General features: G+C 66.3%; 26 protein-coding genes and 1 pseudogene. 9 read left to right on the top strand and 18 right to left on the bottom strand.

Annotated elements, in window-relative coordinates; translation table 11 throughout:
• Positions 1 to 223: 223 nt before the first annotated feature.
• The gene (locus HTUR_RS03395) at positions 224 to 1,384 is read left to right on the top strand and encodes a glutathione-independent formaldehyde dehydrogenase (RefSeq protein WP_049941586.1); all 1,161 of its coding nucleotides are present in this window, start codon (positions 224 to 226) and stop codon (positions 1,382 to 1,384) included.
• A 91-nt stretch (positions 1,385 to 1,475) separates the two neighbouring features.
• Here HTUR_RS03395 and HTUR_RS26640 read toward each other — a convergent pair whose 3' ends face one another.
• Complete coding sequence (locus HTUR_RS26640) at positions 1,476 to 1,637, bottom strand: DUF1059 domain-containing protein (protein WP_012941897.1); 162 nt, start codon at positions 1,635 to 1,637, stop codon at positions 1,476 to 1,478.
• A 156-nt stretch (positions 1,638 to 1,793) separates the two neighbouring features.
• Between HTUR_RS26640 and HTUR_RS27210 the strand changes: the two genes are divergently transcribed.
• Positions 1,794 to 1,952, top strand: coding sequence for a hypothetical protein (locus HTUR_RS27210; RefSeq protein WP_012941898.1), 159 nt, complete (start codon positions 1,794 to 1,796; stop codon positions 1,950 to 1,952).
• A 14-nt stretch (positions 1,953 to 1,966) separates the two neighbouring features.
• Here HTUR_RS27210 and HTUR_RS03400 read toward each other — a convergent pair whose 3' ends face one another.
• Together HTUR_RS03400 and HTUR_RS03405 are read right to left on the bottom strand one after the other, a co-directional pair.
• Positions 1,967 to 3,088: a CobW family GTP-binding protein gene (locus HTUR_RS03400; RefSeq protein ID WP_012941899.1), complete on the bottom strand. Its 1,122-nt coding sequence runs from the start codon at positions 3,086 to 3,088 to the stop codon at positions 1,967 to 1,969.
• Between the two features lie 181 nt (positions 3,089 to 3,269).
• Complete coding sequence (locus tag HTUR_RS03405) at positions 3,270 to 3,563, bottom strand: ArsR/SmtB family transcription factor (protein ID WP_012941900.1); 294 nt, start codon at positions 3,561 to 3,563, stop codon at positions 3,270 to 3,272.
• Between the two features lie 113 nt (positions 3,564 to 3,676).
• On the opposite strand from HTUR_RS03405, the gene HTUR_RS03410 reads away from it, so the two are divergent.
• Positions 3,677 to 3,979, top strand: a complete 303-nt coding sequence (locus HTUR_RS03410; RefSeq protein ID WP_012941901.1) for an amphi-Trp domain-containing protein — start codon at positions 3,677 to 3,679, stop codon at positions 3,977 to 3,979.
• A gap of 15 nt (positions 3,980 to 3,994) precedes the next feature.
• On the opposite strand, the gene HTUR_RS03415 is transcribed toward HTUR_RS03410, so the two are convergent.
• The gene (locus HTUR_RS03415; RefSeq protein WP_049941825.1) at positions 3,995 to 4,558 is read right to left on the bottom strand and encodes a hypothetical protein; all 564 of its coding nucleotides are present in this window, start codon (positions 4,556 to 4,558) and stop codon (positions 3,995 to 3,997) included.
• 220 nt (positions 4,559 to 4,778) lie between these two features.
• On the opposite strand from HTUR_RS03415, the gene fdhF reads away from it, so the two are divergent.
• Positions 4,779 to 6,935 (top strand): formate dehydrogenase subunit alpha, encoded by a 2,157-nt coding sequence (gene fdhF, locus HTUR_RS03420; RefSeq protein ID WP_012941903.1) that lies wholly within the window; start codon positions 4,779 to 4,781, stop codon positions 6,933 to 6,935.
• Positions 6,936 to 7,072: 137 nt separating this feature from the next.
• Here fdhF and HTUR_RS03425 read toward each other — a convergent pair whose 3' ends face one another.
• On the bottom strand, positions 7,073 to 7,927 hold the full coding sequence (locus HTUR_RS03425; RefSeq protein WP_012941904.1) for a hypothetical protein: 855 nt from the start codon (positions 7,925 to 7,927) through the stop codon (positions 7,073 to 7,075).
• 222 nt (positions 7,928 to 8,149) lie between these two features.
• Between HTUR_RS03425 and HTUR_RS03430 the strand changes: the two genes are divergently transcribed.
• The 3 genes from HTUR_RS03430 (at position 8,150) to HTUR_RS03440 (ending at position 12,269) form a co-directional block, all read left to right on the top strand.
• Positions 8,150 to 10,081, top strand: coding sequence for an aldehyde ferredoxin oxidoreductase family protein (locus HTUR_RS03430; protein WP_012941905.1), 1,932 nt, complete (start codon positions 8,150 to 8,152; stop codon positions 10,079 to 10,081).
• A gap of 441 nt (positions 10,082 to 10,522) precedes the next feature.
• Positions 10,523 to 11,158 carry a DUF998 domain-containing protein gene (locus HTUR_RS03435; RefSeq protein WP_012941906.1) on the top strand — a complete coding sequence of 212 codons (636 nt, stop codon included), beginning with the start codon at positions 10,523 to 10,525 and terminating at the stop codon, positions 11,156 to 11,158.
• Positions 11,159 to 11,636: 478 nt separating this feature from the next.
• Entirely contained in the window at positions 11,637 to 12,269 is a 633-nt protein-coding gene (locus HTUR_RS03440) for a hypothetical protein (protein ID WP_012941907.1), read from the top strand.
• Between the two features lie 130 nt (positions 12,270 to 12,399).
• On the opposite strand, the gene HTUR_RS03445 is transcribed toward HTUR_RS03440, so the two are convergent.
• Positions 12,400 to 12,786: an ArsR/SmtB family transcription factor gene (locus HTUR_RS03445; protein WP_012941908.1), complete on the bottom strand. Its 387-nt coding sequence runs from the start codon at positions 12,784 to 12,786 to the stop codon at positions 12,400 to 12,402.
• A gap of 231 nt (positions 12,787 to 13,017) precedes the next feature.
• Between HTUR_RS03445 and HTUR_RS03450 the strand changes: the two genes are divergently transcribed.
• Positions 13,018 to 13,686: a helix-turn-helix domain-containing protein gene (locus HTUR_RS03450; protein ID WP_012941909.1), complete on the top strand. Its 669-nt coding sequence runs from the start codon at positions 13,018 to 13,020 to the stop codon at positions 13,684 to 13,686.
• Between the two features lie 134 nt (positions 13,687 to 13,820).
• A complete protein-coding gene (locus tag HTUR_RS03455; protein WP_012941910.1) occupies positions 13,821 to 13,970 on the top strand; it encodes a DUF7560 family zinc ribbon protein in 150 nt (49 codons plus the stop codon).
• Positions 13,971 to 14,011: 41 nt separating this feature from the next.
• On the opposite strand, the gene HTUR_RS03460 is transcribed toward HTUR_RS03455, so the two are convergent.
• From HTUR_RS03460 to HTUR_RS03515, 12 genes and pseudogenes are all read right to left on the bottom strand, one after another.
• Positions 14,012 to 14,464, bottom strand: coding sequence for a pyridoxamine 5'-phosphate oxidase family protein (locus tag HTUR_RS03460; protein ID WP_012941911.1), 453 nt, complete (start codon positions 14,462 to 14,464; stop codon positions 14,012 to 14,014).
• Between the two features lie 228 nt (positions 14,465 to 14,692).
• Positions 14,693 to 15,046 (bottom strand): annotated as a pseudogene (locus tag HTUR_RS03465) (hypothetical protein); the annotation flags it as partial.
• Positions 15,047 to 15,051: 5 nt separating this feature from the next.
• Positions 15,052 to 15,312 (bottom strand): hypothetical protein, encoded by a 261-nt coding sequence (locus tag HTUR_RS03470; protein WP_012941913.1) that lies wholly within the window; start codon positions 15,310 to 15,312, stop codon positions 15,052 to 15,054.
• 68 nt (positions 15,313 to 15,380) lie between these two features.
• On the bottom strand, positions 15,381 to 15,695 hold the full coding sequence (locus tag HTUR_RS03475) for an AzlD family protein (protein WP_012941914.1): 315 nt from the start codon (positions 15,693 to 15,695) through the stop codon (positions 15,381 to 15,383).
• Entirely contained in the window at positions 15,688 to 16,458 is a 771-nt protein-coding gene (locus tag HTUR_RS03480) for an AzlC family ABC transporter permease (RefSeq protein ID WP_012941915.1), read from the bottom strand. Before HTUR_RS03480 ends, HTUR_RS03475 begins: the two co-directional genes overlap by 8 nt.
• Before the next feature lie 99 nt (positions 16,459 to 16,557).
• Positions 16,558 to 17,961, bottom strand: a complete 1,404-nt coding sequence (locus HTUR_RS03485; RefSeq protein WP_012941916.1) for an ATP-grasp domain-containing protein — start codon at positions 17,959 to 17,961, stop codon at positions 16,558 to 16,560.
• A 238-nt stretch (positions 17,962 to 18,199) separates the two neighbouring features.
• Positions 18,200 to 18,490: a ubiquitin-like small modifier protein 1 gene (locus HTUR_RS03490; protein ID WP_012941917.1), complete on the bottom strand. Its 291-nt coding sequence runs from the start codon at positions 18,488 to 18,490 to the stop codon at positions 18,200 to 18,202.
• A 68-nt stretch (positions 18,491 to 18,558) separates the two neighbouring features.
• The gene (locus HTUR_RS03495; protein WP_012941918.1) at positions 18,559 to 18,909 is read right to left on the bottom strand and encodes a hypothetical protein; all 351 of its coding nucleotides are present in this window, start codon (positions 18,907 to 18,909) and stop codon (positions 18,559 to 18,561) included.
• Positions 18,910 to 18,997: 88 nt separating this feature from the next.
• Positions 18,998 to 20,113 carry a glycosyltransferase gene (locus HTUR_RS03500; RefSeq protein ID WP_012941919.1) on the bottom strand — a complete coding sequence of 372 codons (1,116 nt, stop codon included), beginning with the start codon at positions 20,111 to 20,113 and terminating at the stop codon, positions 18,998 to 19,000.
• 86 nt (positions 20,114 to 20,199) lie between these two features.
• On the bottom strand, positions 20,200 to 20,718 hold the full coding sequence (locus tag HTUR_RS03505) for a hypothetical protein (protein ID WP_012941920.1): 519 nt from the start codon (positions 20,716 to 20,718) through the stop codon (positions 20,200 to 20,202).
• A 157-nt stretch (positions 20,719 to 20,875) separates the two neighbouring features.
• Entirely contained in the window at positions 20,876 to 21,262 is a 387-nt protein-coding gene (locus HTUR_RS03510; RefSeq protein ID WP_012941921.1) for a hypothetical protein, read from the bottom strand.
• Positions 21,263 to 21,335: 73 nt separating this feature from the next.
• Positions 21,336 to 22,211 (bottom strand): GNAT family N-acetyltransferase, encoded by an 876-nt coding sequence (locus tag HTUR_RS03515; protein ID WP_012941922.1) that lies wholly within the window; start codon positions 22,209 to 22,211, stop codon positions 21,336 to 21,338.
• Positions 22,212 to 22,732 lie beyond the last annotated feature (521 nt).

Here is a 22,732-nt window from a genome sequence, read left to right on the forward strand (position 1 = left end):
ACCATCGCGACGTGCGACCTCGTCTCGTGACGGCGATCGCGCGCAACGGACGAGGGAGAACGAGGCGGCCGACCGACGGTTCCAGTCACCAGCAGAGTGGGCGTGCTAGCACGCTTTCCACGGACCGAACGGGTGGTGACGGATCCGACTCGAGCGCAGCGACCACGCGAAGGTTTACAACGGAGTTCGTAGTCCGTTCATCGAGGTTTGATAACCAATGTCAATGGACGCCGTCGTCTATCAGGGACCGCAGGAGGTAGCCGTCGAGTCGGTCGACGAGCCCGAGATCGAACACGAGAACGACATTATCGTCGATATCACGACGACGTGCATCTGTGGATCGGACCTCCACATGTACGAGGGGCGGACCGCGGCCGATCCGGGGATCGTCTTCGGGCACGAGAACATGGGCAACGTGATCGAGACCGGTGACGCCGTCACGTCGCTCGAGGAGGGTGACCGCGTCGTGATGCCGTTCAACGTCGCCTGCGGGTTCTGCCGCAACTGTGAGAACGGGTATACCGGGTTCTGTACCAACGTCAATCCCGGCTTCGCCGGCGGCGCGTACGGCTACGTCGCGATGGGACCGTACAAGGGCGGACAGGCCGAGAAACTCCGGGTTCCCTACGCCGACTTCAACGCGTTGAAACTGCCGGAGGGCAACGAACACGAGGACGCCTTCGCGCTCCTCGCGGACATCTTCCCGACGGGATGGCACGGTACCCGACTCGCGAACCTGCAACCCGGCGAATCGATCGCGATCTTCGGGGCCGGTCCCGTCGGCCTGATGGCCGCCTACAGCGCCAAGATCCAGGGCGCATCGGAGATCTACGTCGTCGATCGCGTCGAGAGCCGCCTCGAGATGGCCGAGGACCACTGCGACGCTCGCCCGATCAATTTCGAGGAGAGCGATCCAGTCGAGCAGATCAAGGACGTACACGGCGGCGGCGTCGACAACGGCGTCGACGCGGTGGGGTATCAAGCGATCGACCCCGAGACGGATCCGGGTGACGACGCGTACGATCCGGCCCGAGAAAACCCCGCGGTCGTGCTCAACCAGCTCATCCAGGCCGTCCGACCGACCGGCGAGCTCGGGATCCCGGGGTTGTACGTCCCGTCGGACCCCGGCGCGCCCGACGAGATGGCGGCCCAGGGCCGACTCGGTATCGACTTCGGCAAACTCTTCGAGAAGGGGCTGAAGTTGGGCACCGGCCAGTGTAACGTCAAGGAGTACAACCGGGAGCTGCGTGACATGATCATCGAGGGACGCGCCGACCCAAGCTGGGTCGTCTCCCACCGCGTCGACCTCGATCGCGCTCCGGAGATGTACGAGAAGTTCGACGAGCGCGAGGAGGGCGTTATCAAGGTCCTGCTCGAGCCGTAGCCGTCTCGCCGTCGGTTCCGGTCGGTAGCGGTCGTCTCGAAGCGACCGATCGGACCGGGCCCTCGCCGCGGTCCGCGGGTGTGCCCCGACGTCAGCTTCGCATCCACGCCATCGGGTGTTCGTCGCGGAGGTGATCCTGATACCGTTTGATCAGTTCCGGATAGGATTCCGCGATCACGTGCCACTCGCAGTGATCGCACGCTCGTTCGACCGTATCGTCCGCGTTACTGACGTATCCGCCCTTCCGATTCATTTTTATCGTCGTTCCATTGAGATCGCATAGCGCTTCCGGCCCGTCCGACGCTCACTCGCGTTCGATGCCGCCGTGACTTCGCTCCGTCGCTTGCGACCGGCCGGAGCCAACTCGAGCGGAGAAACGGGTATACCGCCGGCCGGCGTAGCCCGACGCATGTGCCAGTACTGCAGCTACTCCCTCCACGACGGCTGGACGCGGCTGCTCGAGTACGACGACGTCTACCAGAACGCCCTCTCCGACCGAGCGACGGACCAGTCGACTCACGGCTTCCACGAGTCCTGGGACGAACTCAGCGACCAACTGGAGTCGTAGGGATCGGGAAGCGGTCATAGCGGGAACGGATCGACCGACGGTTCCATCTCCGCCACTTCGTCGCCCGCGATCACGCACGCCTCGAGTTCCTCTCGAATCCGCTCTTCATCCATCTCTCGGCCGATGAACACCAGTTGCGTGCGCCGGTCGTCGTCGGGCCGCCACTCGCCGATCGGACCGGCCCTGACGGACGGGCCGGCCTGGCTGACGCCGATCACGTCCTCGCGGTCCGCGACGTAACAGACGCCCTTGGCGCGAACGATCGATCCGTCCCACTCCTCGAGCCAGTCCGCGAGTCGCTCCGGGTGAAACGGTCGGTCGGACCGGAAGACGAACGACGAGACGCCGTGCATCTCGGCAGCGGTGCGCTCTCCGTTGTGGGCGTCCGGCCCGTCTCCGTGATCGTGGCCCTCGCCACGCAGGTGACGTTTCCAGCCCTGCGAGCGCTTGGCCGACTCGAAGTCGAACCGACCGGTGTCGAGGACGACGTCCGGATCGATCTCGCAGTAGCTCGTTCGGAGCCGTTTCGCTCGCGGTTGGAGGGTCTCGACGACCGCTTCGATCTCCTCGAGGACGTCGTCGGGAACCATGTCGGACTTGTTGAGCAGCAGGACGTCGCAGAACTCGATCCCCTCGACGAGGACCTCGCTCAACGGTCGGTCGGCGTCGGGTTGTGCACCCTCCGGAAGCCGCTCTCCGGCGTCGAACTCCTTCCAGAACCCGTACGTATCGAGAACGGTCACCATCGTGTCCAATCGAAACAGCGTCGTCGGATCGACGTCGCTCTCGTCGGTCCCCTCGGTGAAGACCTGTGCCACGGGAATCGGCTCGCTGATCCCCGAGGACTCGACCAGCAGGTAGTCAAACGTTCGGCGTTCCGCCAGCCGCCTTGCTTCCTCGAGGAGATCTCCCCGTAACCGACAGCAGATACAGCCGTTCGAGAGGTCCACGATCCCGTCCTCATCGTTTTCCCGCGCGATGCGGTCCGCATCGACGTTGATCTCTCCCATGTCGTTGACGATCACCGCTATCCGCCGTCCGCCCGGATTCGACAGCACGTGATTGATCAACGTCGTCTTTCCCGCTCCGAGGTAGCCGCTGACGACGGTGACGGGAATTGGGCCGTTCTCTGTCATACGGTATCTCCTATCACGACAGGAGCGCTACTAAGTGACCGGTCGGGATCCGCCGACAGTATCGAACGCGGGACTATTAGGTGTCGATCGGACGAGTCTCGGGACGACCGCGTTGCGTCACTGCTCGAGCGGCGACCGCTGCCGTGACGGCGGACACGAACCGTGCCGGCGATCCGATCGCTCACCGATCGGACGGTTCCGACGCGTTGATCTCGTCGGCCTGCAGGACGAACGTCCGCTCCGGCGGCGGTGCGATCCGTAACTCGAGTGAACTCGTGAGTCGGTAGTACTTCCGGTTGCCGCGCATATACCACTCGACTAAGCCGGCGTCCTCGAGCGTCGAGAGGTGGTGGACGGCGCTCGTTCCGTCCATGCCGACCGCCTCGGCGAGTTCGGAGACGTACTTCGGCCCCCGGGAGAGTTCGCGCAGAATCTCGAGTCGGGTCCCGTTCCCCAGTACCTCGATCAGGGACATGGAGTCACGTGGGTCGCCGGCCCAAGAAGGATTTCGCCGGTACGCTCCCCCTACATACAGGATTCGAAGGACGTTGGTGCAGGTTTATGCCAATAAGTGTGGTACCAAACACCATGTCGGATCGAGTTACCCTTCCGGAAGACCGCGATCGAGACCGGCGGACGATCACCGACGGGTTCTTCGAACGAGAAGTCTACCTCTCGCGGCAGGAGACGGCCGCCTTCCTCCGGGAGCTCGCCGATCAACTCGAGGCCGACACGACGGTGACGGTCGCGGGGTCGACGTGGGAGATCCCCTTCGAGTACCGCGATCCGGTCGAGGTCGAGATCGAGTTCGCCAGCAAGCGCGAGCGCGAACTCGAGATCGAACTCGAGTTCACCGAACGGGGCGACGGGTCGGATCTCTCCGTCCGCTGACGGCCCTGGCGAGGGCTAGTCCCGGTCCTTCCACAGCCGCCAGAGCGCGCGGTACAGCGTCCACATGTCGCAGTCGAATCGGTCCGCCAGCGAGCGACAGGTCTCGAGGTACGGCTCGTAGTCCGCGACCGACGGCGGCTCGGGGTACAGTTCGGACAGTTGCTCGCAGTCAGCGAGGACCGCCCACTCGCGCTCGCTGACGACGATGCACCGCTCGGGATCGGTAAAGAACAGGAACGCCGACGCCACCGGGACGTCGACGCCCTCGAGGGCAGTCAGTCGGTCGATTCGATCGGCCGGATCGGTCGCGGCGGCGACGTCGGTGATCGCGTCCCGAACGGTCTCGAACTCGTTTCGTCCGAACCGATCTTCGCGCTCCCGACGGCGGGCGTCGGGGATCGCACCGAGGAGGCGACGGTAGTACCACTGGACGACCCACTCGGCGTCGCGTCGACTGAACTCGCCCGCGGCGAATGCGTCCGGAAGCGTCTCGATCGACTCCCGTTCGACGGGATAGAGGGGTTCGCGCTCACGGTACTCGTCGGCTTTCGCCTCAACCAGTGATCGGGTGAGCTCCATCGCCGTTGGTACGATTTGGCACGCGTGGCCGTGAGCGTTCCCCCTCTGTCTCGCTTCGGCGACGAGCAGCGGGGTTCGATCCGACGTTCGTTCGATACGGATCGCGTCCATTCGGTAATTGGTATCGATTTTCGCGATATGTGCTAGAAAGACTCATGGGTGCGGACGAAGTCAGTCCACGTGGCACCGAACCGCAGGCCGACAGCCAGAACTTAGACCAATGTCCAGCGATCAGCAAGAGCACCACGATCCGGTCGAGACGATCTGCCCGTACTGCGGCGTCGGGTGTGGCATTCAGATTCAGCAGGGCGACGACCCCGGCGACGTCCAGTTCATGCCGTGGGGCGACGCGCCGGTCAACGAGGGCCGCATCTGCATCAAGGGCGGCGCAGCAACGGAAGTGATCGACCACGAAGACCGACTCACCGAACCGCAGATCAAGGAGGACGGCGAGTTCCGCGAGGCGACCTGGGAGGAGGCCTACGAGTACGTCGTCGACGAACTCGAGCGGATCCGCGCCGAGTACGGCCCGGACGCGATGGGCTTTTTCGGCTCCTCGAAGACGATGAACGAGGAGAACTACCTCCTCCAGAAGCTCGCGCGCCGGTACGGAACGAACAACGTCGATAACTGCACGCGGATGTGCCACGCCTCGACGGTCTGGGCGCTGCGGACCAGTCTGGGCGCCGGCGCGATGACCAACAGCATGCGCGACCTCCGCGAGGAGTGCGACCTGTTCTGGATTCAGGGAGCCAATCCCGGCGAGCAACACCCCATCGCCAACAGCCAGTACTTCCGACAGGCGGTCCTGGACGGCGCGACCGTGATTCAGGTCGATCCGCACGCGAACAAGACGACGCGGTCGTTCAAGATCGACGACACGGAGCGCCACCAGCACCTCCAGTTGAATCCCGGCACCGACATCCCGCTGCTGAATATCGTCCTGAAGACGATCCTCGAGCACCACGAGGACCATCCCGAAGACGGTTGGATCGACGAGGAGTTCGTCGAAGATCGCACGGAGGGGTTCGACCACCTGAAAGAGACCCTCGAGGAGTTCGACAAGGAGGCCGCGGCCGAGGAGTGTGGCCTCCCGCTCGAGGAGATCGAACTCGCGGCGGAGAAGTACGCGGCGGCCGACAACGCGGCCATCTTCACGGGGATGGGGATGAGCCAGCACGCCTGCGGCGTCGACAACGTGCAAAACGAGATCAACCTGGCGCTGATCACCGGCAACCTCGGCCGGCCCGGGACGGGGGTCAACCCGCTACGCGGTCAGAACAACGTCCAGGGGACCTGCGACGTCGGCGCGATGCCGAACGTCCTCCCGGGCTATCAGCTGGTCGACGACGACGAGGCCCGCGAGTCCGTCGAGGACGTCTGGGGGTTCGAGATTCCGGACGAGCCGGGACTGACGAACGTCGAAATCTCCTACGCGGCCGGCGACTCGATTCAGGGGCTGTACGTCATGGGCGAGAATCCCGTGATGAGCGAGCCCGACGCTAACGCCGTCGCCGAGCGCCTCGCGGACCTCGAGTTCACGGTCGTCCAGGACATCTTCCCGACCGAAACCGCGGAATTCGCCGATGTGCTCCTCCCGGCGACGACTTGGGCCGAACGCGGCGGCACCGTCACTAACACCGATCGTCGCGTCCAGCGCATGCGCGGCGTCGAGAAAGTCCACGAGAACACGAAGCACGACCTCGAGATCCTGACCGAAGTCGGGAAGCGGCTCTTCGACGACGGCGACGACCTGTTTGATTTCGACGACCCGGAAGAAGTCTTCGAGGAACTGCGGCAGGTCTGCCCGAGCTACCACGGGATGACCTACGACCTGCTCGGCGAGGAGGGGCTGCACTGGCCCTGCTACGAACTCGGCGACGAGGGCGATCCGTTCCTCTACGAGGAGGAGTTCGAGACCGAGAGCGGACTGGGCCACATCGAGGGCGTCCAGCACACCCCGCCCGCCGAAACCCCGGACGACGAGTACCCGCTGATCCTCACGACCGCGCGCCTCGAGGAACACTACAACACGGGGACGATGAGCACCCGATCGCCGACGCTCAATCGCCAGACGCCGGAGAACTTCGTCGACGTCCATCCCGACGACGCCGAGCGCTACGGGATCGAGGACGGCGAGTACGTCCGGCTCCACTCGCGACGCGGCGAGATCACGCTCGAGGCTCACGTCACCGAGGACACCAAGGAAGGGGTCGTCTGGACGACGCCGCACTTCGCGGCCGCCTCTGCCAACCGGCTCACGAACCACGTCCTCGACGAGCGGGCGAAGATCCCCGAGTACAAGGCCGCGGCCGCGGAGATCGAGGTCGACGTCGAACCGCTCGGCGAGACCGCCGATCCGGCGGCCGACGACTGATCGACGCTCACTGCCGGGTGTCGTCAGTTCGGAACTCGAGGTCCCCGAACCGCTCGCGGTTCATCGTGGTGATTCCCTTATTTTCTATATACAAAACATAACATGCTAAGGTGAAAGGTCGGAATCGTCGCCGGCGGTCACGCCCCGCCGTCCCCCGCCGATACCCACTCGAGGAGCGGACTGGACTCGCCGACGGCGAGCGCGGCGATCGATCGCTCGCAGGTCTCGCAGTCGGTCTCGAGGGCCACCCGCGGCCGTCGACAGCAGTGTTCGACGCGCTCGCAGCGCGTCTCGAGACGACCGTCGCAGGCGGGACAGCGCTCCCGGAGGAGTCGCAGCCCCGTGAGCACGTCGCGGCGATCCGCCGGCTCGAGCGTCTCCCAGCCGTTCAGGCGGGTCCGGAGTTCTCGGTCCGCGGCGACGTCGGCCGCGAGCGCCGCGTCCGATTCCCACCTGAGCCGCTTCGTCCCGTTGAGTTCGACGGTAGCCTCGCCGTACGAGTCGATCTCGTCGGCGTCGACGAGGGGTGCAACGGCGTCTGCGGCCGATTCCACCGCGCCGCCGGCCGGGAGGCGGTCGGTCCATCGCTCCCGGAAGTCGTCGGTCAGGCGGAGCCCGTCACCGTTCGCCGTCGAGCGCACTACGTCGGCCGCTGAGAGGGTCTCGACGGCGGCCCCGAGGTCAGCCGTCTCGATCGCCGGCCGTCGTTCGGGCTCCGGGGCGTCGGCTTTGCCGAACCACGCGAGGATCCGGTCGGGGAGGTAGCGCCGCGTGAGCGTCGGCGTGCCCGGAATCAGATAGCCTCGGAGGTAGACGAGAAGCAGACAGCACGCGAACGCGATCGCGCCGACGAGCGCGGAGCCCGCGATACCGATCCCGACCGCGAGGACGAACGCGATCGCGACGTTCACTGCCGTACACGGGAGACACCGGTTCTCACCGGTGTACTCCGGTTGTTCGAGTCGCGCGAACGCGTCGGGGACGTCGATCACCGGGACTCACCGCCAACGACTACGCGCCGAACGGCGAAAAAAGGCCACCGCCCGACGACCGTCTGCGTCGACTCGAATCGCCGTCTCTCACTTTATCCAGCAGATCTCTGGTATGATTTCGGAACAGTTCGTTGATATTCGTTCCACGACTATCGGTCGTTCGTAATGAATGTGAGGCAACAACTAACACACTTCGGCGGGAAGAGCCGAGTGTGAACGACGATGACTGAACTCGGCGGATTCCAAGACAACGTCGCACGTATCGATCTGAGCGATGGGGAGGTGAACTACGAGTCGATCGACGACGAGGACGCGGAGAAGTATATCGGGGCTCGCGGCCTCGGTGTGAAGTACGTCTTCGAACAGGGTCCTGACGTCGATCCGCTCGGGCCGGACAACCTGCTGGCCTTCATGAACGGGCCGCTGTCGGGAACGCAGGTAACGATGAGCGGTCGGATCGCCATCTGCACGAAATCACCGCTGACGGGCACCGTCACGGACAGCCACCACGGCGGCTGGTCGGGTGCCCGGCTGAAGTGGGCCGGCTTCGACGGCCTGCTGTTCGAGGGACAGGCCGACGAGCCGGTCTACGCCTTCGTCGAGGACGGCGAGGTCGAACTCCGGGACGCCTCCCACCTCTGGGGGAAGGGCGTCCACGAGACCCGCGATACGATCGAGGAGGAGGTCGAGGGAGCCTTCGGCAAGAACCTCTCGATCATGGCGATCGGTACCGCGGGCGAGAACCTCGTTCGCTTCGGGAACATCATGAACGAGGACGATCGGGCTTCCGGTCGCGGCGGCACCGGCTGTGTCGCCGGCTCGAAGAACCTCAAGGCGGTGGTCGTCAAGTCCGGGACGAAGATGCCCAAACCGGCGGACAAGGAGACGTTCATGGAGGGCCACCAGCAGGCGATGCAGGCCATTCAGGAGTCGGAAGTCACCGCACCCAACGAGGGCGGCCTCTCGATGTACGGCACCAACGTCCTCATGAACATCACGGAAGAGATGGACGGCCATCCGACGAAGAACGGCGTCTACACCTCAGGGAACGCCTACAACGAGAGCGAGGCCGATCGACCGCACGACCTCGACGCCGACCGCATCAGCGGCGAGAACGTTCGGGAGAACATCCTCGTCGACGAGCCGACCTGTCACTCCTGTCCGGTCGCCTGCAAGAAGGAGGTCGAAGTCGACGTGATGCACAAGGGCGAGGACATGAACATCCGGATGGAGTCCTACGAGTACGAGTCCGCGTGGGCGCTCGGGACGAACTCCGCCAACGACGACCGAGATCAGATCGCCCTCATGATCGACCGCTGTAACGACTTCGGGATGGACACCATCGACACGGGCAACATGCTCGCGATGGCCATGGAGATGAGCGAGAAGGGGAACGTCGACGAGGACGTCAACTGGGGCGATACCGAACAGATGGTCGAGATGATCGAGCGCATCGCCCACCGCGACGGCGACCTCCCCGACGCGCTCGCGGAGGGCGCCGAGGGCGCGGCCGAGCGGTTCGACGCCCACGACTGCCGACTGGACGTCAAGGGCGAGACCATCGCCGCCTACGATCCCCGCTGCCTGAAGGGGATGGGCATCGGCTACGCGACCTCGAACCGCGGTGCCTGCCACCTGCGCGGGTACACCCCCGCTGCGGAGATCCTGGGTATCCCGGAGAAGGTCGACCCCTACGAGTGGGAGGGGAAGGGCGAACTCACCGCCCAGTTCCAGGACCTCCACGCCATCTCGGACAGCTTCGACATCTGCAAGTTCAACGCCTTCGCGGAGGGCATCGAGGAGTACGTCACCCAGTACAACGGGATGACCGGTCTCGACGTCACCGAGGACGAACTCCTCGAGACCGGCGAGCGCATCTACAACCTCGAGCGCTACTACAACAATCTCGTCGGCTTCGACGGCAGCGACGACTCGCTACCCGAGCGCTTCCTCGAGGACGGCATTCGCGGCCAGGGTGCCAGCGAGGGCGAGTACTGTGAACTCGAGGAGATGAAGGAGGAGTACTACGACCACCGCGGCTGGGTCGACGGCGTCGTCCCCGACGAGAAACTCGACGACCTCGGCATCGACATCGGCCCCGGAACGGGCGTCTCCGCGGGCGATAGCGGCGCTGCGGCACCGGGCGACGACTGAGTTCGGCGTCTCCCGACCGGTTTCTTTTGTGGACCGCAGATAGCGTGGTCAGTACAGGCGAAAGGGTGTGCACTCACCGTGAGCGAACGAAGTGAGCGAACGGGCCGAGGAACCCCCGAAGCCGCGCCATTGGCGCGGCTTCGGGGGTGACGTGGTTCGAAAGACGCTATGCGTCTTTCGTCATCAAGCGAGACGGCTTTGCCGTCTCGAACGACCGCGCTTTTCATCAACGCTAAGCGGAATCTTCGATCCCGCGAGGTCGTCGGTGCGAAGCGCCGACTGCAAGCGATTCCGAAGGAATCGCCCAGTCCAAAAGAGCGCGAATCGCTCTTTTGAGGATTTTGCCGAGTGCGGTCGCGAAGCGACCGCACGCAGCGCGAAAGGTTGGTGAGCGACGTAGTTAGCCCCCAGTATCAAACCGGCGCGAGTGGAACGGTTCACATGGCGACCGAACGGTCCGACGTCAGGATCCACGAGCCGCGGGGCGACAACCAGTGGCTCACCGGGCTCGTGTTCGTCGCGCTCGCGGCCCAGTTCATGACCGTCAGCATGCTCGCCGCGTCGATGGCACCCGGCTACGATTTCGCGCAGGGGGCGATCAGCGATCTCGGCGTGATCGACGAGACGGCGCCGCTGTTCAACGCGTCGCTGGTCGCCGCCGGCGCGCTGAACCTCGTCGGCGGCTACCTCTTCTACCGCTCACACGGCACACGATGGATTCTGGCCGTCTACGTACTCGCCGCCATCGGGGCGACCGGCGCGGGCGCCGTCCCGCTCGACACCGGCGACCTCCACGGGCTGTTCGCCCTCGCGGCCTTCCTCGGATTCAACCTCGAGGCGATCGCCAGCGGGACTCGCGTCGCCGGCCCGATGAAGGCGATTTCGGTCCTCGCCGGGGTCGTCGGACTCGCCTTCGTCGCGGTGATGGCCGTCGGCGACGCCGGCACTCCTGCGGTCTTCGGCCCGATCGGCCACGGCGGCGCGGAGCGGCTGATCGTCTACCCGCCGATGCTGTGGCTGCTGGCCTTCGGCGGCTATCTGCTGGCCGAGCCGCCGATTGACGCTGCCGCGGACTGACTCGAGTACGGCCCCGCTCGAGGATGTGCCGGTTACTCGCTCGCGGATCGCGCCTCGAGCGAACCGACGGCGGATCCGATACGAGGGGCCCTCGGTCGGCGGTACAGCACGTAGTTCCTCGTGAAGATGGGAGGCCGTCCTGCCCACCGTGGCAACAGGGATTTCCACACCCACCCCAGCCGATTCGCTCGCTCCTTGCAGTCGCTCGCTCATCCAGAGGAAGACGCTTCGCGACTTCCAGGCCTTCACTCACAGGTTCGCGAAGACCTCGCACGACATCGATGACCGTTCTCGCATTTGCTCACGGGTCACTTCGTTCCCCGTTCGCTTTCGAGGTGCTCCCGTCGGTCGCACCTCGCTCCCCTCGGACGGCCAATAGCGCGCGCCACCGCAACGGTAAACTGTCGAATCAGTAGTCGACCACTAGAAGCGCGAGCGCCGATGAACGTATCCCCGCTCCGTTCCTACGGGGTCTCCCATGATGGCTACGACCCACGTCTTCGCGGGACTCGCGATCGCCGCCGCCGTCGCCGTCGTCGCGCCGCAGTTCGCGGTCGTCGTCGCGAGCGCGGCGATCCTCGGGGGGCTGCTCCCCGACTTCGACCTCTACGCGGGCCACCGGAAGACGCTCCACTTCCCCGTCTACTACGGCGCGCTCGCGGTTCCCGCGAGCCTCATCGCCGTCCTCGTCCCGACCGACGTGACCGTCGGCCTCGCGGTCTTCCTCCTCGCTGCTGGACTCCACTCCGCGAGCGATCGGTTCGGCGGCGGCCTCGAGCTGAAACCCTGGCGGGCGACCTCCCAGCGGGCGGTCTACAGTCACTATCACGGCCGGTGGCTCGCGCCTCGCCGGTGGATCCGTTATGACGGCGCACCCGAGGACCTCCTCCTCGCGGGTGTCCTCTCGATCCCCGCCCTGCTCGTCTTTGAGGCGCCGATTCGGACGGTCGCGCTCGCCCTCCTCGCTATTTCTGTCGGCTACACGGTCGTGCGAAAACCCCTCGTCAGCGTCGCCCAGCGGCTCCTCGAGCGCGCGCCGGATACCATCCTCTCGATCGTGCCGGACCGGCTGCTCCCGCTCGAGGATGACTTCGAGCAGACGGCCGATTGAGCCGTCGAGCCGTCGCTACTGGCTAAGTACGGTAGTTCAAAAGATCGATCCGCGGGCCGTCGGGACGTCCGCTACGACGTGATCCGAGCAGTGGTGTTCCCAGCGGCTCGTCCGGTCACGTCGGGGGACGTTAGTCGTCGGCGACGGCGTAGTTCGCGCTGGCGTCGGTTTCGGCGTCGGGTTTCGTCATCTCGATCTCGATCTCGCCGCCGTCGATCGAGACGTGGACGTCGTCGAAGGACTTCCGGTACTCGGTCGCGTGTTTGCCGGAGGTGTTGATCCGGACGCGCTCCTCGACGAGTTCGGCCTCGGTCAGTTTCTCGACCTTGCGGTAGGCCGTCGACATCGGAATGTCACACTGCTCGGACAGTTCCGTCGCGGTCAGCGACTCCTCGCTCGTCGCCTCGAGGATGGCGCGGCAGGCGTCGTCGTCTAGCGCACCGAGCACGGCGCCGGCGTCGATCGCGTCGTCGGTTGCGGGCCATCCTCGCTTCGTGGTGGAGTTCGTAGCGGACATCGTCTTCACTCTCTACTATCGGCCGGACCCCCTCCAAATGAGTCCCACTAAATCTGGGTCCTTTATATGCGGATGCGAAAACCGGCGTGTGGCGTGCTATCGAGCTGGTTCCGCGTGGGGGCGAATGGTGGGTTCCGTGGTACCCACCAGCACGACCCCCGAAATGTCGGGTGTCGCCGGCGAGCGAGACGGGACGCAGGGTTTAGGAGGCCGGCTCCCCCAGCAGTAGCTATGCCTTCGGGGATTCGAGCGGAGATCAAGATCGACGATCCGGCCGACTGCGTCGTCACGGCGGCCTCGGCGGCGGCGAGCGGTCGCGTCCTCTCCGTCTCGAAGAGCACGAATCCGGACGCGCCCGAGCGCGTCACCGAGGAGTTCACGCTCGAGGCCGAGGAGTATCCCGACGAGTTCGATGTGGACGCCGACGTCGACATCGAACCGGTCTTCTCCTACGGCTCGAGCGAGGTGTATCGGTTCGGTCGCGAACTGGGGTGGGGCTGTCCCTGCGAGTGTATCGAACGCCACGACTCGCCGCTGGTCGACGTCCGCACGAAGGGGGCGTCGTTGTATCTGACCTTCCACGCGTCGGATATGCACGGCCTCCAGGCGATCATCGGCGACCTCAAGGAGCGGTACTCGAACCTCGACGTCCAACGGCTGTTGCAGTCCCAGCAGGACCACGGCGAGCGCAACCTCGTCTTCGTCGACCGGAGCACCCTGACCGCCCGCCAGCTCGAGGTCCTCGAGACGGCCCACCGAATGGGCTACTTCGAGCACCCGAAGCGAGCCAACGCGGGCGAGGTCGCCGAGGAGCTCGGGATCACTAGCACGACGTTCACCGAACACCTCGCGGCCGCGCAAACGAAACTCCTCGACGCGATCCTCGAGTACGACGACTGAGCGCGCCGATCGTTCATGATTCAAAAACGCTTCGGGACCTACTGCGGATCGGCGTCGAACCGCAACCCTATATATAGTGGACGCACAGCTATGAACGTAGACGATCCACGAGACACACGGAATACGCCCCTCTCATGAGCAGATACGAATTTACCTGTCCAGAATGCGGCCAAGCGATCGAGGTCAACGAGGAGATGCGCGAGGCCACGCTCGAGCACGGGTGTCCGGTCTGCGGTGCGGACGTGACGACCGCGGCCTTCGTCGCCGAGCAACAGACGAACTGAGAACTCGATCGCTACGCGCCGATGGCACCTACCTGCCGACGTCACTCCTCGCGATCGACTTCGGTTCGCCGTCCTTCCAGGGTGTCCGGATCGAGTCGGTAGAGTTCGATATCCAGATCTTCCTTCCCCTGCGCCCAGATCTCGAACAGCGGCCGCTTCGCCTCCCCGTACTGGGCGATCTGGTCCGGCGTCAACTCCGCCGGCGGAATGTCCTCTAACCGCCCCGTCGCGATGACGCTCCGGTAGGTCGAGTCCTGCTCGTCGTAGACGACGAGCCGCGCCGTCGGCGAGGACTCGAGGAACGCTCGTTTCTCGCTTTCCGGCGTCGACACCAGCCGCATATAGAACACGCGCTCGTCGTCGTCGTACCCGTACGAGATCGGAATCGCGTAGGGGTCGTCGGTCCGTGCGAGCGATAACACCCCCGTCTCGTGGTCGCCGAGGAAGTCGTCGATCTCCGCGTCGGCCATGTCGGTCTCCTGATCGATAGCCATCGTCTCAGTGCATTGAGCAAGGGTGAACACGCTCTTTATAGTTGCCATCGGCGTCGGCCGCCGGTTCGGCCCGGCGCCGCCCGCTCACCGGTCCGTGTCACCGTCGGTCATGCCGCTGTCGGTCGTCTCCCTCGAGTCACCGTCCGCCGCGTCCGAGGGGCCGTCCTCGCGCGGGCCGTCCGAGTCCTCTCCTCCTCCAGCGTCCGATTCGTCCCCGTTCGCGCCGCTCGTCCCGATACAGACCGGTTCTCGGATCTCGAGGGCCGTCTCGAACGTCTCCTCGCGGTCGGTTCGGCGCCCGATCCGCAGCAGTTGCTCCTCGTGTGCGCGGCGGACGGCCGACCGCTCGCGGTCGGTCATGCCGAGTTCCTCGCCCAACTGTTCCCAGTGTCCCCACTCGACCAGAAACGCCTCGCGCCGGTCGTCCGCGTGGACGCGCTCGTACTCCCGCCGGTAGCGCTCGCGGTCGGCCGCCAGACGGCTCTGGGCGCGGTCGACGAGTTCCGGCAGCCGCGTCGGCGCGACGCTCGCCTTCGCCGCCGTGAGCACGAGGATCTGGCCCTCGATCGGCTCGTCCGACATCGATATCAGCCACCCGCGCGCATCGCCTTCTGGGCGAAGTCGTCGACGAGCGACTCGAGGCGCTGTTCGTCGCCCTCGAAGACGACCGTCACTTCGGTCAGTTGCAGCGACGGGCCGATACCGACTTTCTCGGAGGAGAGCGTCGCCGTCCAGTCCTCGCCCGCGACGGTGTCGTCGTCGACCCGCTCGCCGCCGAGGTTCGTCAGGTACCGGATCGCCAGCCGTTCGGAGATGCCGCGAAAGGAGCGTTCGACGCGCGTTGCCATGGTCGCCGATACGGCGGCCGATCGGATAAACTCGAGCGTGGCGGCAGCGCCGCGTCGACCCACGACGATCAGAACAGGGTCCGCAGCGAGACCACGGCGACGACGCCGGTCACCAGCGCGAGGATGATGCTCTCGGTCCGCCACATCACCGCCAGCACGAGCGCGGCCGCGCCCCACTCGGCCGGCCCACCGGACGCCAGCTCCGGCCCGAGGACGGCGATCACGATCGCCCCCGGCAGGACGTCAAGCCCCGCCTGCAGGCGGTCGCTCACCTCGACGTGGCGGACGAGCCAGATGCCGCCGACCTTCGCGACGACGGTGACGACGGTCATCGCGAGGATGACGACGACGACCAGCGGATCCAGCGAGAGGACGTCAGCCATCGTGTCTCACCACCTCGACGACGGCCGCGGCGAACCCGCCGAGGGGGATGTACCACTGGCCCGGGAGGACGGTCGCGGCGAGGACGCTCGTGGCCAGCGCGACGAGCCACGGCGCCAGCGTCGACCGGCCGTCCCAGAGCTCGACGGCGAGCGCGACGAAGACGGCCGCGAGGATGAAGTCGACGCCGTACCGCGCCGGATCGCCCACGGATTCGCCGGCGAGGACGCCGAGGACGGTCGACGCGACCCAGCACAGCCAGAGCGCGATCCCGCTGCCCAGCAGGAAGGCGCCGCGGCGACTCCCCGACGCGAGCTCCTGCATCGACAGCGCCCAGTTCTCGTCGGCCATGAGTACGAGACTCGAGTAGATCTCGCCCGGCGAGAGGTGGCGAAACCACGACTGCAGCGCCGCGCCCATCAGAGCGTAGCGCACGTTGACCGCGAACGTCGTGGCGACGATCGCCGCGATCGGGAGCGGGTCCGCCCACAGTTCGACGGCGATGATCTGGGAGGCGCCCGCGAAGACGGTCATGCTCATCAGCGCCGCCTCCGCGAGGCTCAGCCCCGCCTGGTTCGCGAGGACGCCGAACGCGACCCCGTAGCCGCCGACGCCGACGGCGACCGGCAGACAGGCCAGAAAGCCGGCCCGCAGCCCATCCCAGCCGAACGTGACGCGCCCCGGGTCCGAATCCGGTCCGTCGCCGCCGGTCGCGTCGCTCGCGGTGGTCGGAGCGGCCGCATCGGGTTCGGTGTCCGTCGCCATCGCGTCGTTCTGTTTCACTCTCGACGGATCGTCGACTAAACGTTCTCGGAACCGGCGTCGGGTTGTGGCTCGTTCCCGTTCGACTCGGCACCGAACCGCTCACGGGGTGTGCCGATCTTCGACCGACTCGCGCAGCGGCGGCCGTTCGTCTCGCGTCGAAGACGCGTGCACGTCGGCGTTCGCGTCCGCCACCGCGTCGACGGGCGCCGCTTCGCGCCAGTCGACCGGTTGCTCGGCGCCGCTGGCGCGGTAGCCGAGGTCGGCCGGTCCCACTCCCTTGAGGACGCCCCGGTCGAGTTCGGTGAGGACGTCCTGCACGAAGGGCCAGGGGTCGTCGCGGCTCAGGAGATCGAAGTTGGGCTGCTCGTAACAGGAGCGGCCGATCGCCCGAAGCGTGTCCGCGATCGACGGGCGATCGATGAGGTCGGAGTCGTCGTGCAAGTGGCTCAGGACGTGGGCCAGTTCGCCCTTGAGATAGTGACAGCCGACGCCGACGTCGTAGCCATCGTCGATCTCGTCGGCGCGACCGGTCGCCATCTGCCAGTAGTACCGCGGAAAGTCGGCGCCCATCCGCGCGTTCGCGGCGAGCGAGGTCCACAGGCGGGGGTTGATCTCCGTGAGGTAGAACTCGCCAGTCCCGGGGTGGCGCATGTATTCGATACAGGCGAGGCCGTGCCACTCGAGTTCATCGAGCAGCGACAGCGCGGCGTCCTCGAGGTCATCGTTGTGGATCGATTCGCGGTAGACGCCGCCGCCACCGGTGTAGGACGCCCCGCGGAACTGCCTGTGCTGGACCGTCGCCACGGGCTCGCCGCGCTCGTAGAGGGCACCGACCATGTACTCCTCGTCGATCGGGACGAACTCCTGGACGATCGGATCGTGGCCGAACGTCTCGCGCAGCGACACCGGCTCCACCGCTGCGCCCGGCCGCAGGTGTTCGACGGTCTTGCTCTGCCGCACTCGCCCCGGTGGAACCGACTCGACGTACTCGTCGACGAGAAGATTGTATCGGGACTTGACGACCGATGGCCGAGCGATCGTATCGACCGCCTCGAGCGGTCGCGTCTCGGGAACCGGGACGTCGGCGGTCTCGGCCGCCTCGGCCAGCCGAACCCGATCGTGAACGCGGCGGAGCGTCTCGAGGGTCGGCCACGGCGTCGCGACGTGTTCGGCGAAGGCGTCTCGGTACTTCGAGAGAACGAACGCGTCCGGCTCGCGGGTGGGAACGACGGTCCGAACGTCCTCGCGCCGAGCGAGCGCGAACAGGGCCGTCGCGTACCCCTCGAGGTCGGTCGCCGGATCGGGAACCAGCACGGCTTCGTCGCAGTGTCTCGAACAGAACGACTTCGCCGTCGGTTCCTCGGAGACGACGATCGTGTGAACGCCGGTCGGTGACAGCGAGCGGAGACAGCAGTCGGAACTCGGGACGGAGACGGCCGGGACGACGATCGAGCCGCGATCGCTCCCGGCGCGCTCGCGGCTTCGGGTGAGTTGATCGGACATTTATCTAGAAGCTCGAGTGACGTCTCCAGTGCCGCTTTCGATAGACGGGTCGCATGAGACTGCAAGTGTCGAAATAAGGAGTCTCCGTCGATATGATAGGTGACCGGCGCGGACGCTACTGGAGGGCGACTCGATCGTCTCTCGAGAACCGGTTCGACGACAGCCGACGACCGGCGTCGTCGGGAGTCGGCCGTCGGTATCGACGGGCGCGCGATAGTACCGACGGACCGCGATACGGCTACCCGCCCGCGACCGGCGGGAACACCGAGAGCCGGTGGCCGTCTTCGAGCGGCGTCTCCGGGCCCGCCATGTGAGTCACGTCGCGGCCGTTCTTCAGCACGCTCAACTGCGGCCTGATCGCTCGCCCCGACTCGTCTTCTTCGATCAACTGCCCCTCGAGTCCCTCGTACTCGGCCTCGAGGGCGGCCAGCACGTCGCCGACCGTGGCGTCGTCGTCGAACGTTTCGGTCCGTTCCTTCTCGCCGACGGCCTCTCGGAAGGTCGCGAAAAATCGCAATTCGAGCTCCATATTTATCGATGATCACGGAATCGCATAAGTTCGGGTGGCTTCCGTCGCCGATCTGGCTCGCGGATCGATCAGGCGACCGAGGCCGCCGCCGAGGACGTGTAGCTGACGGCGTCGAACTCGGCGGTCTCGAGCGCGTCGTCGATCGCGCCGGCGCCGCGCTCCGCCGCCGCGTCGGCGTCCTCGGCGTCGACGACGACGGTCACGGAGAACTCGAGGGCGATCGTGTACGGATCGAAGGGCGCGGTCGGATGCTCGTACACGTCGGCGTCGTCGATCTCCCAGTCGGAGATGGTTCCCTCGGCCGCGAGGCGCTCGAGGTTCTCAGCGAGTTGGTCGGTCGCGTCGTCGCAGGCGGTCGTGTCGCTTCCCCCGTGGAGGGTGATCCGTGTCGTCCCGGCCCGCGAAACTGCAAACTCCATACTTCCTCCTATCAACCGCGCGAATTTGAAGCCTTGGTCTGTATTCACACGCCGCCGTCCGCGACGGACCGACCGCCGCGATTCCGCGTTAGTCGTCGCGAACCGCGTCGTACAGCGCCGCCAACTGCTCGAGCGAGTGATCGACCGCGAGCATGTCTCGGCGACGCCGACAGAGGTCCGAGAGCCGCTCGCGTTCGGCCAGCGTCCGGCGGATCGCCCACCGAAACGCCTCGCGGTCGCCGGGCGCGTACCGGTAGCCGGTCTCGCCCTCGATGACGCCGTCCGCCAGCGCCCCGGCGTCGGCGGCGACGACCGGCGTCCCGCAGGCGGTCGCCTCGAGCGCGACCAGGCCCTGCGTCTCGACCGGACTCGGGAAGACGAACGCGTCGAGCGCCGAGTAGAACGCCGGCAGTTCTTCGCGCTCGAGGAAGCCGAGAAATCGGACGTCGGCGTCGGTCGCCGCGGCACGACCCTCGAGGTCGTCGCGGGCGGGCCCGTCGCCGGCGATGACGAGCGTCCAGTCGGTGCCGTCGACGGCGTCGATCGCCTCCTCGAGGTTCTTTTCGGGGCCGTGCCGGCCCGTGTAGCCCAACAGCGGCCCCTCGCCCGAGAGGCCGTAGCGCTCCCGAACGGGCGTCGACTCGACCGGCCGGAAGAAGTCGACGTCGATGCCGTTCGAGACGATCGTCGCGTCGATGTCCGCACCGACGCGCTCGAGCAGATGCCATCGGGCGAACGACGTCGGCACGGTCACGTGATCGACGCGTTCGAAGAACGCCCGCTCGTAGGCGCGGCAGACGCGCTTGAGCGGCTCGACTGCTCCGTCGGGGACGTGCTGGTTCACGCGGTCCTCGAGGAGCGTGTGGTAGGTTGCGACGACGGGAACGTCGCGCTCGCGCGCGAATCGAACGCCCGCGAACCCGACCGTGAAGGGCGTGTGGACGTGGACGATGTCGGGTGTGTCGAGGCCGTCGGGAGCCACCGGCACTCCGAGACGATAGCGCGGGTACAGCGGCGCGCCGACGCTCGGGAGCGCGTACTCCCCGTCGCCGGGCTCGTATCCGTCCATCTCGGGGAAGACGATCGCCATCGATCCCCGACGGCGGGTCCATCGCTCGCGCCAGAGCGCGACCGTGTAAGTGACGCCGTTGACCGTCGGTCGGTAGAGGTCGGTGAACGCGGCGACGACGTTCGTCTTCGCCATCGCTCGACGCTCCATCGCCGCCCGTCAAAGCCGTTGCGAAAGCGACAGCTCCGCTCGAACGGCGATTTCTCGCTCGCGACTCGTCGTCAATCGTCGGCCGCGACGGAGTCGGTGGTACCGGATCGTCGGCGATCGATCCGGAACGTCACGTCGTGGTCCGCGAGTAGCGATCGCACCCGCTCGACGCCGCCCTCGGTGTCCCACCCCTCGCACGTGTAGTGTCTGTACGGGTGGCGCAGCCACGAGTACTCGCGGTGGGCGAACACGTCGACGGCGTCGGCGCCGTCCTGAAACAGCGCGACGTGGAGTTGCCACGTCGCCAGCGGCGACCGCCGTCGGGCCCAGCTACCGGCCGACAGCCGGCCGTCGCGGTGGACCTTCAGCGAGGCGATCGGTTCCGGTTCGAACGCCATCGCCTCGAGGTCCGCGCGGAACGACTCGAGACCGTACGGGATCGTCCCGACGTACTCGTCGGGGTGCTGGAGACACTGTGCGAACCCGCCGAGGGGCTCCTTGATGCGGTGAAGCGTCGGAAGGACGCGACGGCGCACGCGGGTCGTCAGATCGATCGCGTCGGCGGCGTCGCGGTCGTCGGTCGAGGCCACGGGTCACCTGTCGGGAGCGAGCGCAAAATCGTTGTGGCTCCCGGCGATCCGACGCACGGAATCGGTCAACGAGCATGAATTCCACAGCCGGAGGACTATATAGTCCTCCAGAACTGGCGTCTCGAGGGAGCCGAGCGCCGGTGGCGGCCGGTGCCCGCTACAGATCCTGCAGCCGGATGCCGTCCTCGACCAGCCGAGCGTTGCGCTCGCGCTCGAGGTGATCGGCGAGGTCGTCGTGATCGTAGAGCTGGGCGATGACGTCGGTGTACAGCGTCCGCCATGCGATCGCGTAGATCGGCGACTGGCCCCACGCACGCAGTTCCGGCACGAGATCGTCGTAGGTGTCGCGGCGCTCCTCGAAGCGCTCGATCGCCTCGAGGACGCGGCCGGCCGCCTCGCGGTCGTCGTCGGCGTCTTCGATCGCGCGATTCAACCGCTGTTCCCAGCCGGCGACGGCCTCCTGCATGTCCGCTGCAGCGGTCTCGTCGTCTTCCGGCAGTCGATCGAGGACGGGTCTTGGCACACCGAGTGTGAGTTCGTCCATACCGCGAGTATGGGACGCGGTCGGCAAGAAAGTACGGTCGCGTGGCGCCGTCCCGCGGCCACTGGTCTCGTCCCTACGGCCACGCCGCCAGCATCACTTCGTCGACGTACTCGTCGTCGATGCGGTACTGCTCCTCGTGAACGCCCTCGCGCCGCCAGCCGTTGTCCTCGAGGAACTCGACGGCGGTCTCGTTGGTCGCCGGCAGGTTCTGGTAACACTTCCGGTAGCCGGCGTCGCCGGCCCACTCGAGGCCGTACTCGAGGAGGCTCGAGCCGATCCCCTCGCGCCGGAACGCGGGCGCGACGCCGAGGGTGAGTTCGGCGGTGTGAGAAAGCGACGGCAGTTCGTGGGCGTCGAGGTGGAGCCAGCCGACGACGTCGGAGTCGGTGTCCGCGCCGGCTCCGGTGGCCGCGTCGACGTCCGATTCGTCGTCGCCACCGCCCTCATCGGATTCCGACTCGAGACTCGCGACGAAACAGACCCGCGAGCGCTCCTCGTTGGCCCGCACCAGCGCCGAATCCCGCTCGAGTTGCGTCGCGACGTTCTCGGCGACGATGTAGGGGCCCTCGTCGGCGACCTCGCGCATCGTCTCGACGATCCCCTCACGGTCTTCCTCACGCGCCGGCCGCACCGTGACGGTCGCGTCCTCGAGAGCCAGTTCCGTCGGCGTTCCGCCGAGCGCGAGGCGGATCTTCCCGTCGGATTCGGTCAGGTATCCCCGCTCCGTCAGTGCTTGGACACAGGACTCGAGGTCCTCGGCGGGCGGACAGATCGATTCGGTGTAGGTGCCGGATCGGGCCGGTTTCGAGTGGGTCGTCCCCGACTCGATGCGGATCGCTCGCGCCAGTTCGGCGGGCTCGACGGCTCCGTTTCGTTCGACGTACTCGTAGATCGTCCGTTCCAGTTCGTCGTCGAACTCTTCGGGCGACATCCGCGGCTGGACGCTCATACCCCCACGACCACCAACGGGCGGTATTATTATGGACGCCGTATCGTTCCGCAATCGGCCATGACGCCGGCCGAAATCCGTCGTTCCTCGCAGCTGTGAATCGTTTCATTCCGCGGCCGACCCCGCCGCGGTCCGCTAATCGCACGTTAGGTTCGGCCACGGAGCGAGTTCGTCCCCCTCTTCGCGACGGAGACCGGTTCGGGCCTCGCCTCGAGTCGGTCACTCGAGAGCGGATGAACCCGCTGGCAGCAGTTCGGACACGAGTCGCTGCTTGCTACCGCCGGAATCGAATTCTATATCGCGTTATGTGATTTATCGGTAGTGGCGAGGCCGTTGACTCGCTCCCAGTGACTCGTCGCGGATTCGCGACGAACGGGGTGAGAGCGCGGTCTCGAGTCGGTTCCCTCGCGATAGCGTTGGCGATCCGGGTCTCAACCACACCGGGCGACCTCAACCGGTTGCCCGGTTCGAATCGATGCGGAGACGGTATCGAACGCGGGTCATCGATTCAGCGTCGCCGA

Source organism: Haloterrigena turkmenica DSM 5511 (genome assembly GCF_000025325.1).
Taxonomy (GTDB): domain Archaea; phylum Halobacteriota; class Halobacteria; order Halobacteriales; family Natrialbaceae; genus Haloterrigena; species Haloterrigena turkmenica.

What these genes read in the sequence shown, in the direction of transcription:
- HTUR_RS03475 (WP_012941914.1), bottom strand. Translation starts at nt 15,695, where the DNA reads ATGGCTGACGTCCTCTCGCTGGATCCGCTGGTCGTCGTCGTCATCCTC.
- HTUR_RS03415 (WP_049941825.1), bottom strand. Translation starts at nt 4,558, where the DNA reads ATGGAGCTCACCCGATCACTGGTTGAGGCGAAAGCCGACGAGTACCGT.
- HTUR_RS27210 (WP_012941898.1), top strand. Translation starts at nt 1,794, where the DNA reads ATGTGCCAGTACTGCAGCTACTCCCTCCACGACGGCTGGACGCGGCTG.
- HTUR_RS03510 (WP_012941921.1), bottom strand. Translation starts at nt 21,262, where the DNA reads ATGGACGAACTCACACTCGGTGTGCCAAGACCCGTCCTCGATCGACTG.
- HTUR_RS03435 (WP_012941906.1), top strand. Translation starts at nt 10,523, where the DNA reads ATGGCGACCGAACGGTCCGACGTCAGGATCCACGAGCCGCGGGGCGAC.
- HTUR_RS03455 (WP_012941910.1), top strand. Translation starts at nt 13,821, where the DNA reads ATGAGCAGATACGAATTTACCTGTCCAGAATGCGGCCAAGCGATCGAG.
- HTUR_RS03500 (WP_012941919.1), bottom strand. Translation starts at nt 20,113, where the DNA reads ATGGCGAAGACGAACGTCGTCGCCGCGTTCACCGACCTCTACCGACCG.
- HTUR_RS03515 (WP_012941922.1), bottom strand. Translation starts at nt 22,211, where the DNA reads ATGAGCGTCCAGCCGCGGATGTCGCCCGAAGAGTTCGACGACGAACTG.
- fdhF (WP_012941903.1), top strand. Translation starts at nt 4,779, where the DNA reads ATGTCCAGCGATCAGCAAGAGCACCACGATCCGGTCGAGACGATCTGC.
- HTUR_RS03480 (WP_012941915.1), bottom strand. Translation starts at nt 16,458, where the DNA reads ATGGCGACGGACACCGAACCCGATGCGGCCGCTCCGACCACCGCGAGC.
- HTUR_RS03485 (WP_012941916.1), bottom strand. Translation starts at nt 17,961, where the DNA reads ATGTCCGATCAACTCACCCGAAGCCGCGAGCGCGCCGGGAGCGATCGC.
- HTUR_RS03430 (WP_012941905.1), top strand. Translation starts at nt 8,150, where the DNA reads ATGACTGAACTCGGCGGATTCCAAGACAACGTCGCACGTATCGATCTG.
- HTUR_RS26640 (WP_012941897.1), bottom strand. Translation starts at nt 1,637, where the DNA reads ATGAATCGGAAGGGCGGATACGTCAGTAACGCGGACGATACGGTCGAA.
- HTUR_RS03490 (WP_012941917.1), bottom strand. Translation starts at nt 18,490, where the DNA reads ATGGAGCTCGAATTGCGATTTTTCGCGACCTTCCGAGAGGCCGTCGGC.
- HTUR_RS03410 (WP_012941901.1), top strand. Translation starts at nt 3,677, where the DNA reads ATGTCGGATCGAGTTACCCTTCCGGAAGACCGCGATCGAGACCGGCGG.
- HTUR_RS03460 (WP_012941911.1), bottom strand. Translation starts at nt 14,464, where the DNA reads ATGGCTATCGATCAGGAGACCGACATGGCCGACGCGGAGATCGACGAC.
- HTUR_RS03400 (WP_012941899.1), bottom strand. Translation starts at nt 3,088, where the DNA reads ATGACAGAGAACGGCCCAATTCCCGTCACCGTCGTCAGCGGCTACCTC.
- HTUR_RS03395 (WP_049941586.1), top strand. Translation starts at nt 224, where the DNA reads ATGGACGCCGTCGTCTATCAGGGACCGCAGGAGGTAGCCGTCGAGTCG.
- HTUR_RS03445 (WP_012941908.1), bottom strand. Translation starts at nt 12,786, where the DNA reads ATGTCCGCTACGAACTCCACCACGAAGCGAGGATGGCCCGCAACCGAC.
- HTUR_RS03495 (WP_012941918.1), bottom strand. Translation starts at nt 18,909, where the DNA reads ATGGAGTTTGCAGTTTCGCGGGCCGGGACGACACGGATCACCCTCCAC.
- HTUR_RS03405 (WP_012941900.1), bottom strand. Translation starts at nt 3,563, where the DNA reads ATGTCCCTGATCGAGGTACTGGGGAACGGGACCCGACTCGAGATTCTG.
- HTUR_RS03440 (WP_012941907.1), top strand. Translation starts at nt 11,637, where the DNA reads ATGATGGCTACGACCCACGTCTTCGCGGGACTCGCGATCGCCGCCGCC.
- HTUR_RS03470 (WP_012941913.1), bottom strand. Translation starts at nt 15,312, where the DNA reads ATGGCAACGCGCGTCGAACGCTCCTTTCGCGGCATCTCCGAACGGCTG.
- HTUR_RS03450 (WP_012941909.1), top strand. Translation starts at nt 13,018, where the DNA reads ATGCCTTCGGGGATTCGAGCGGAGATCAAGATCGACGATCCGGCCGAC.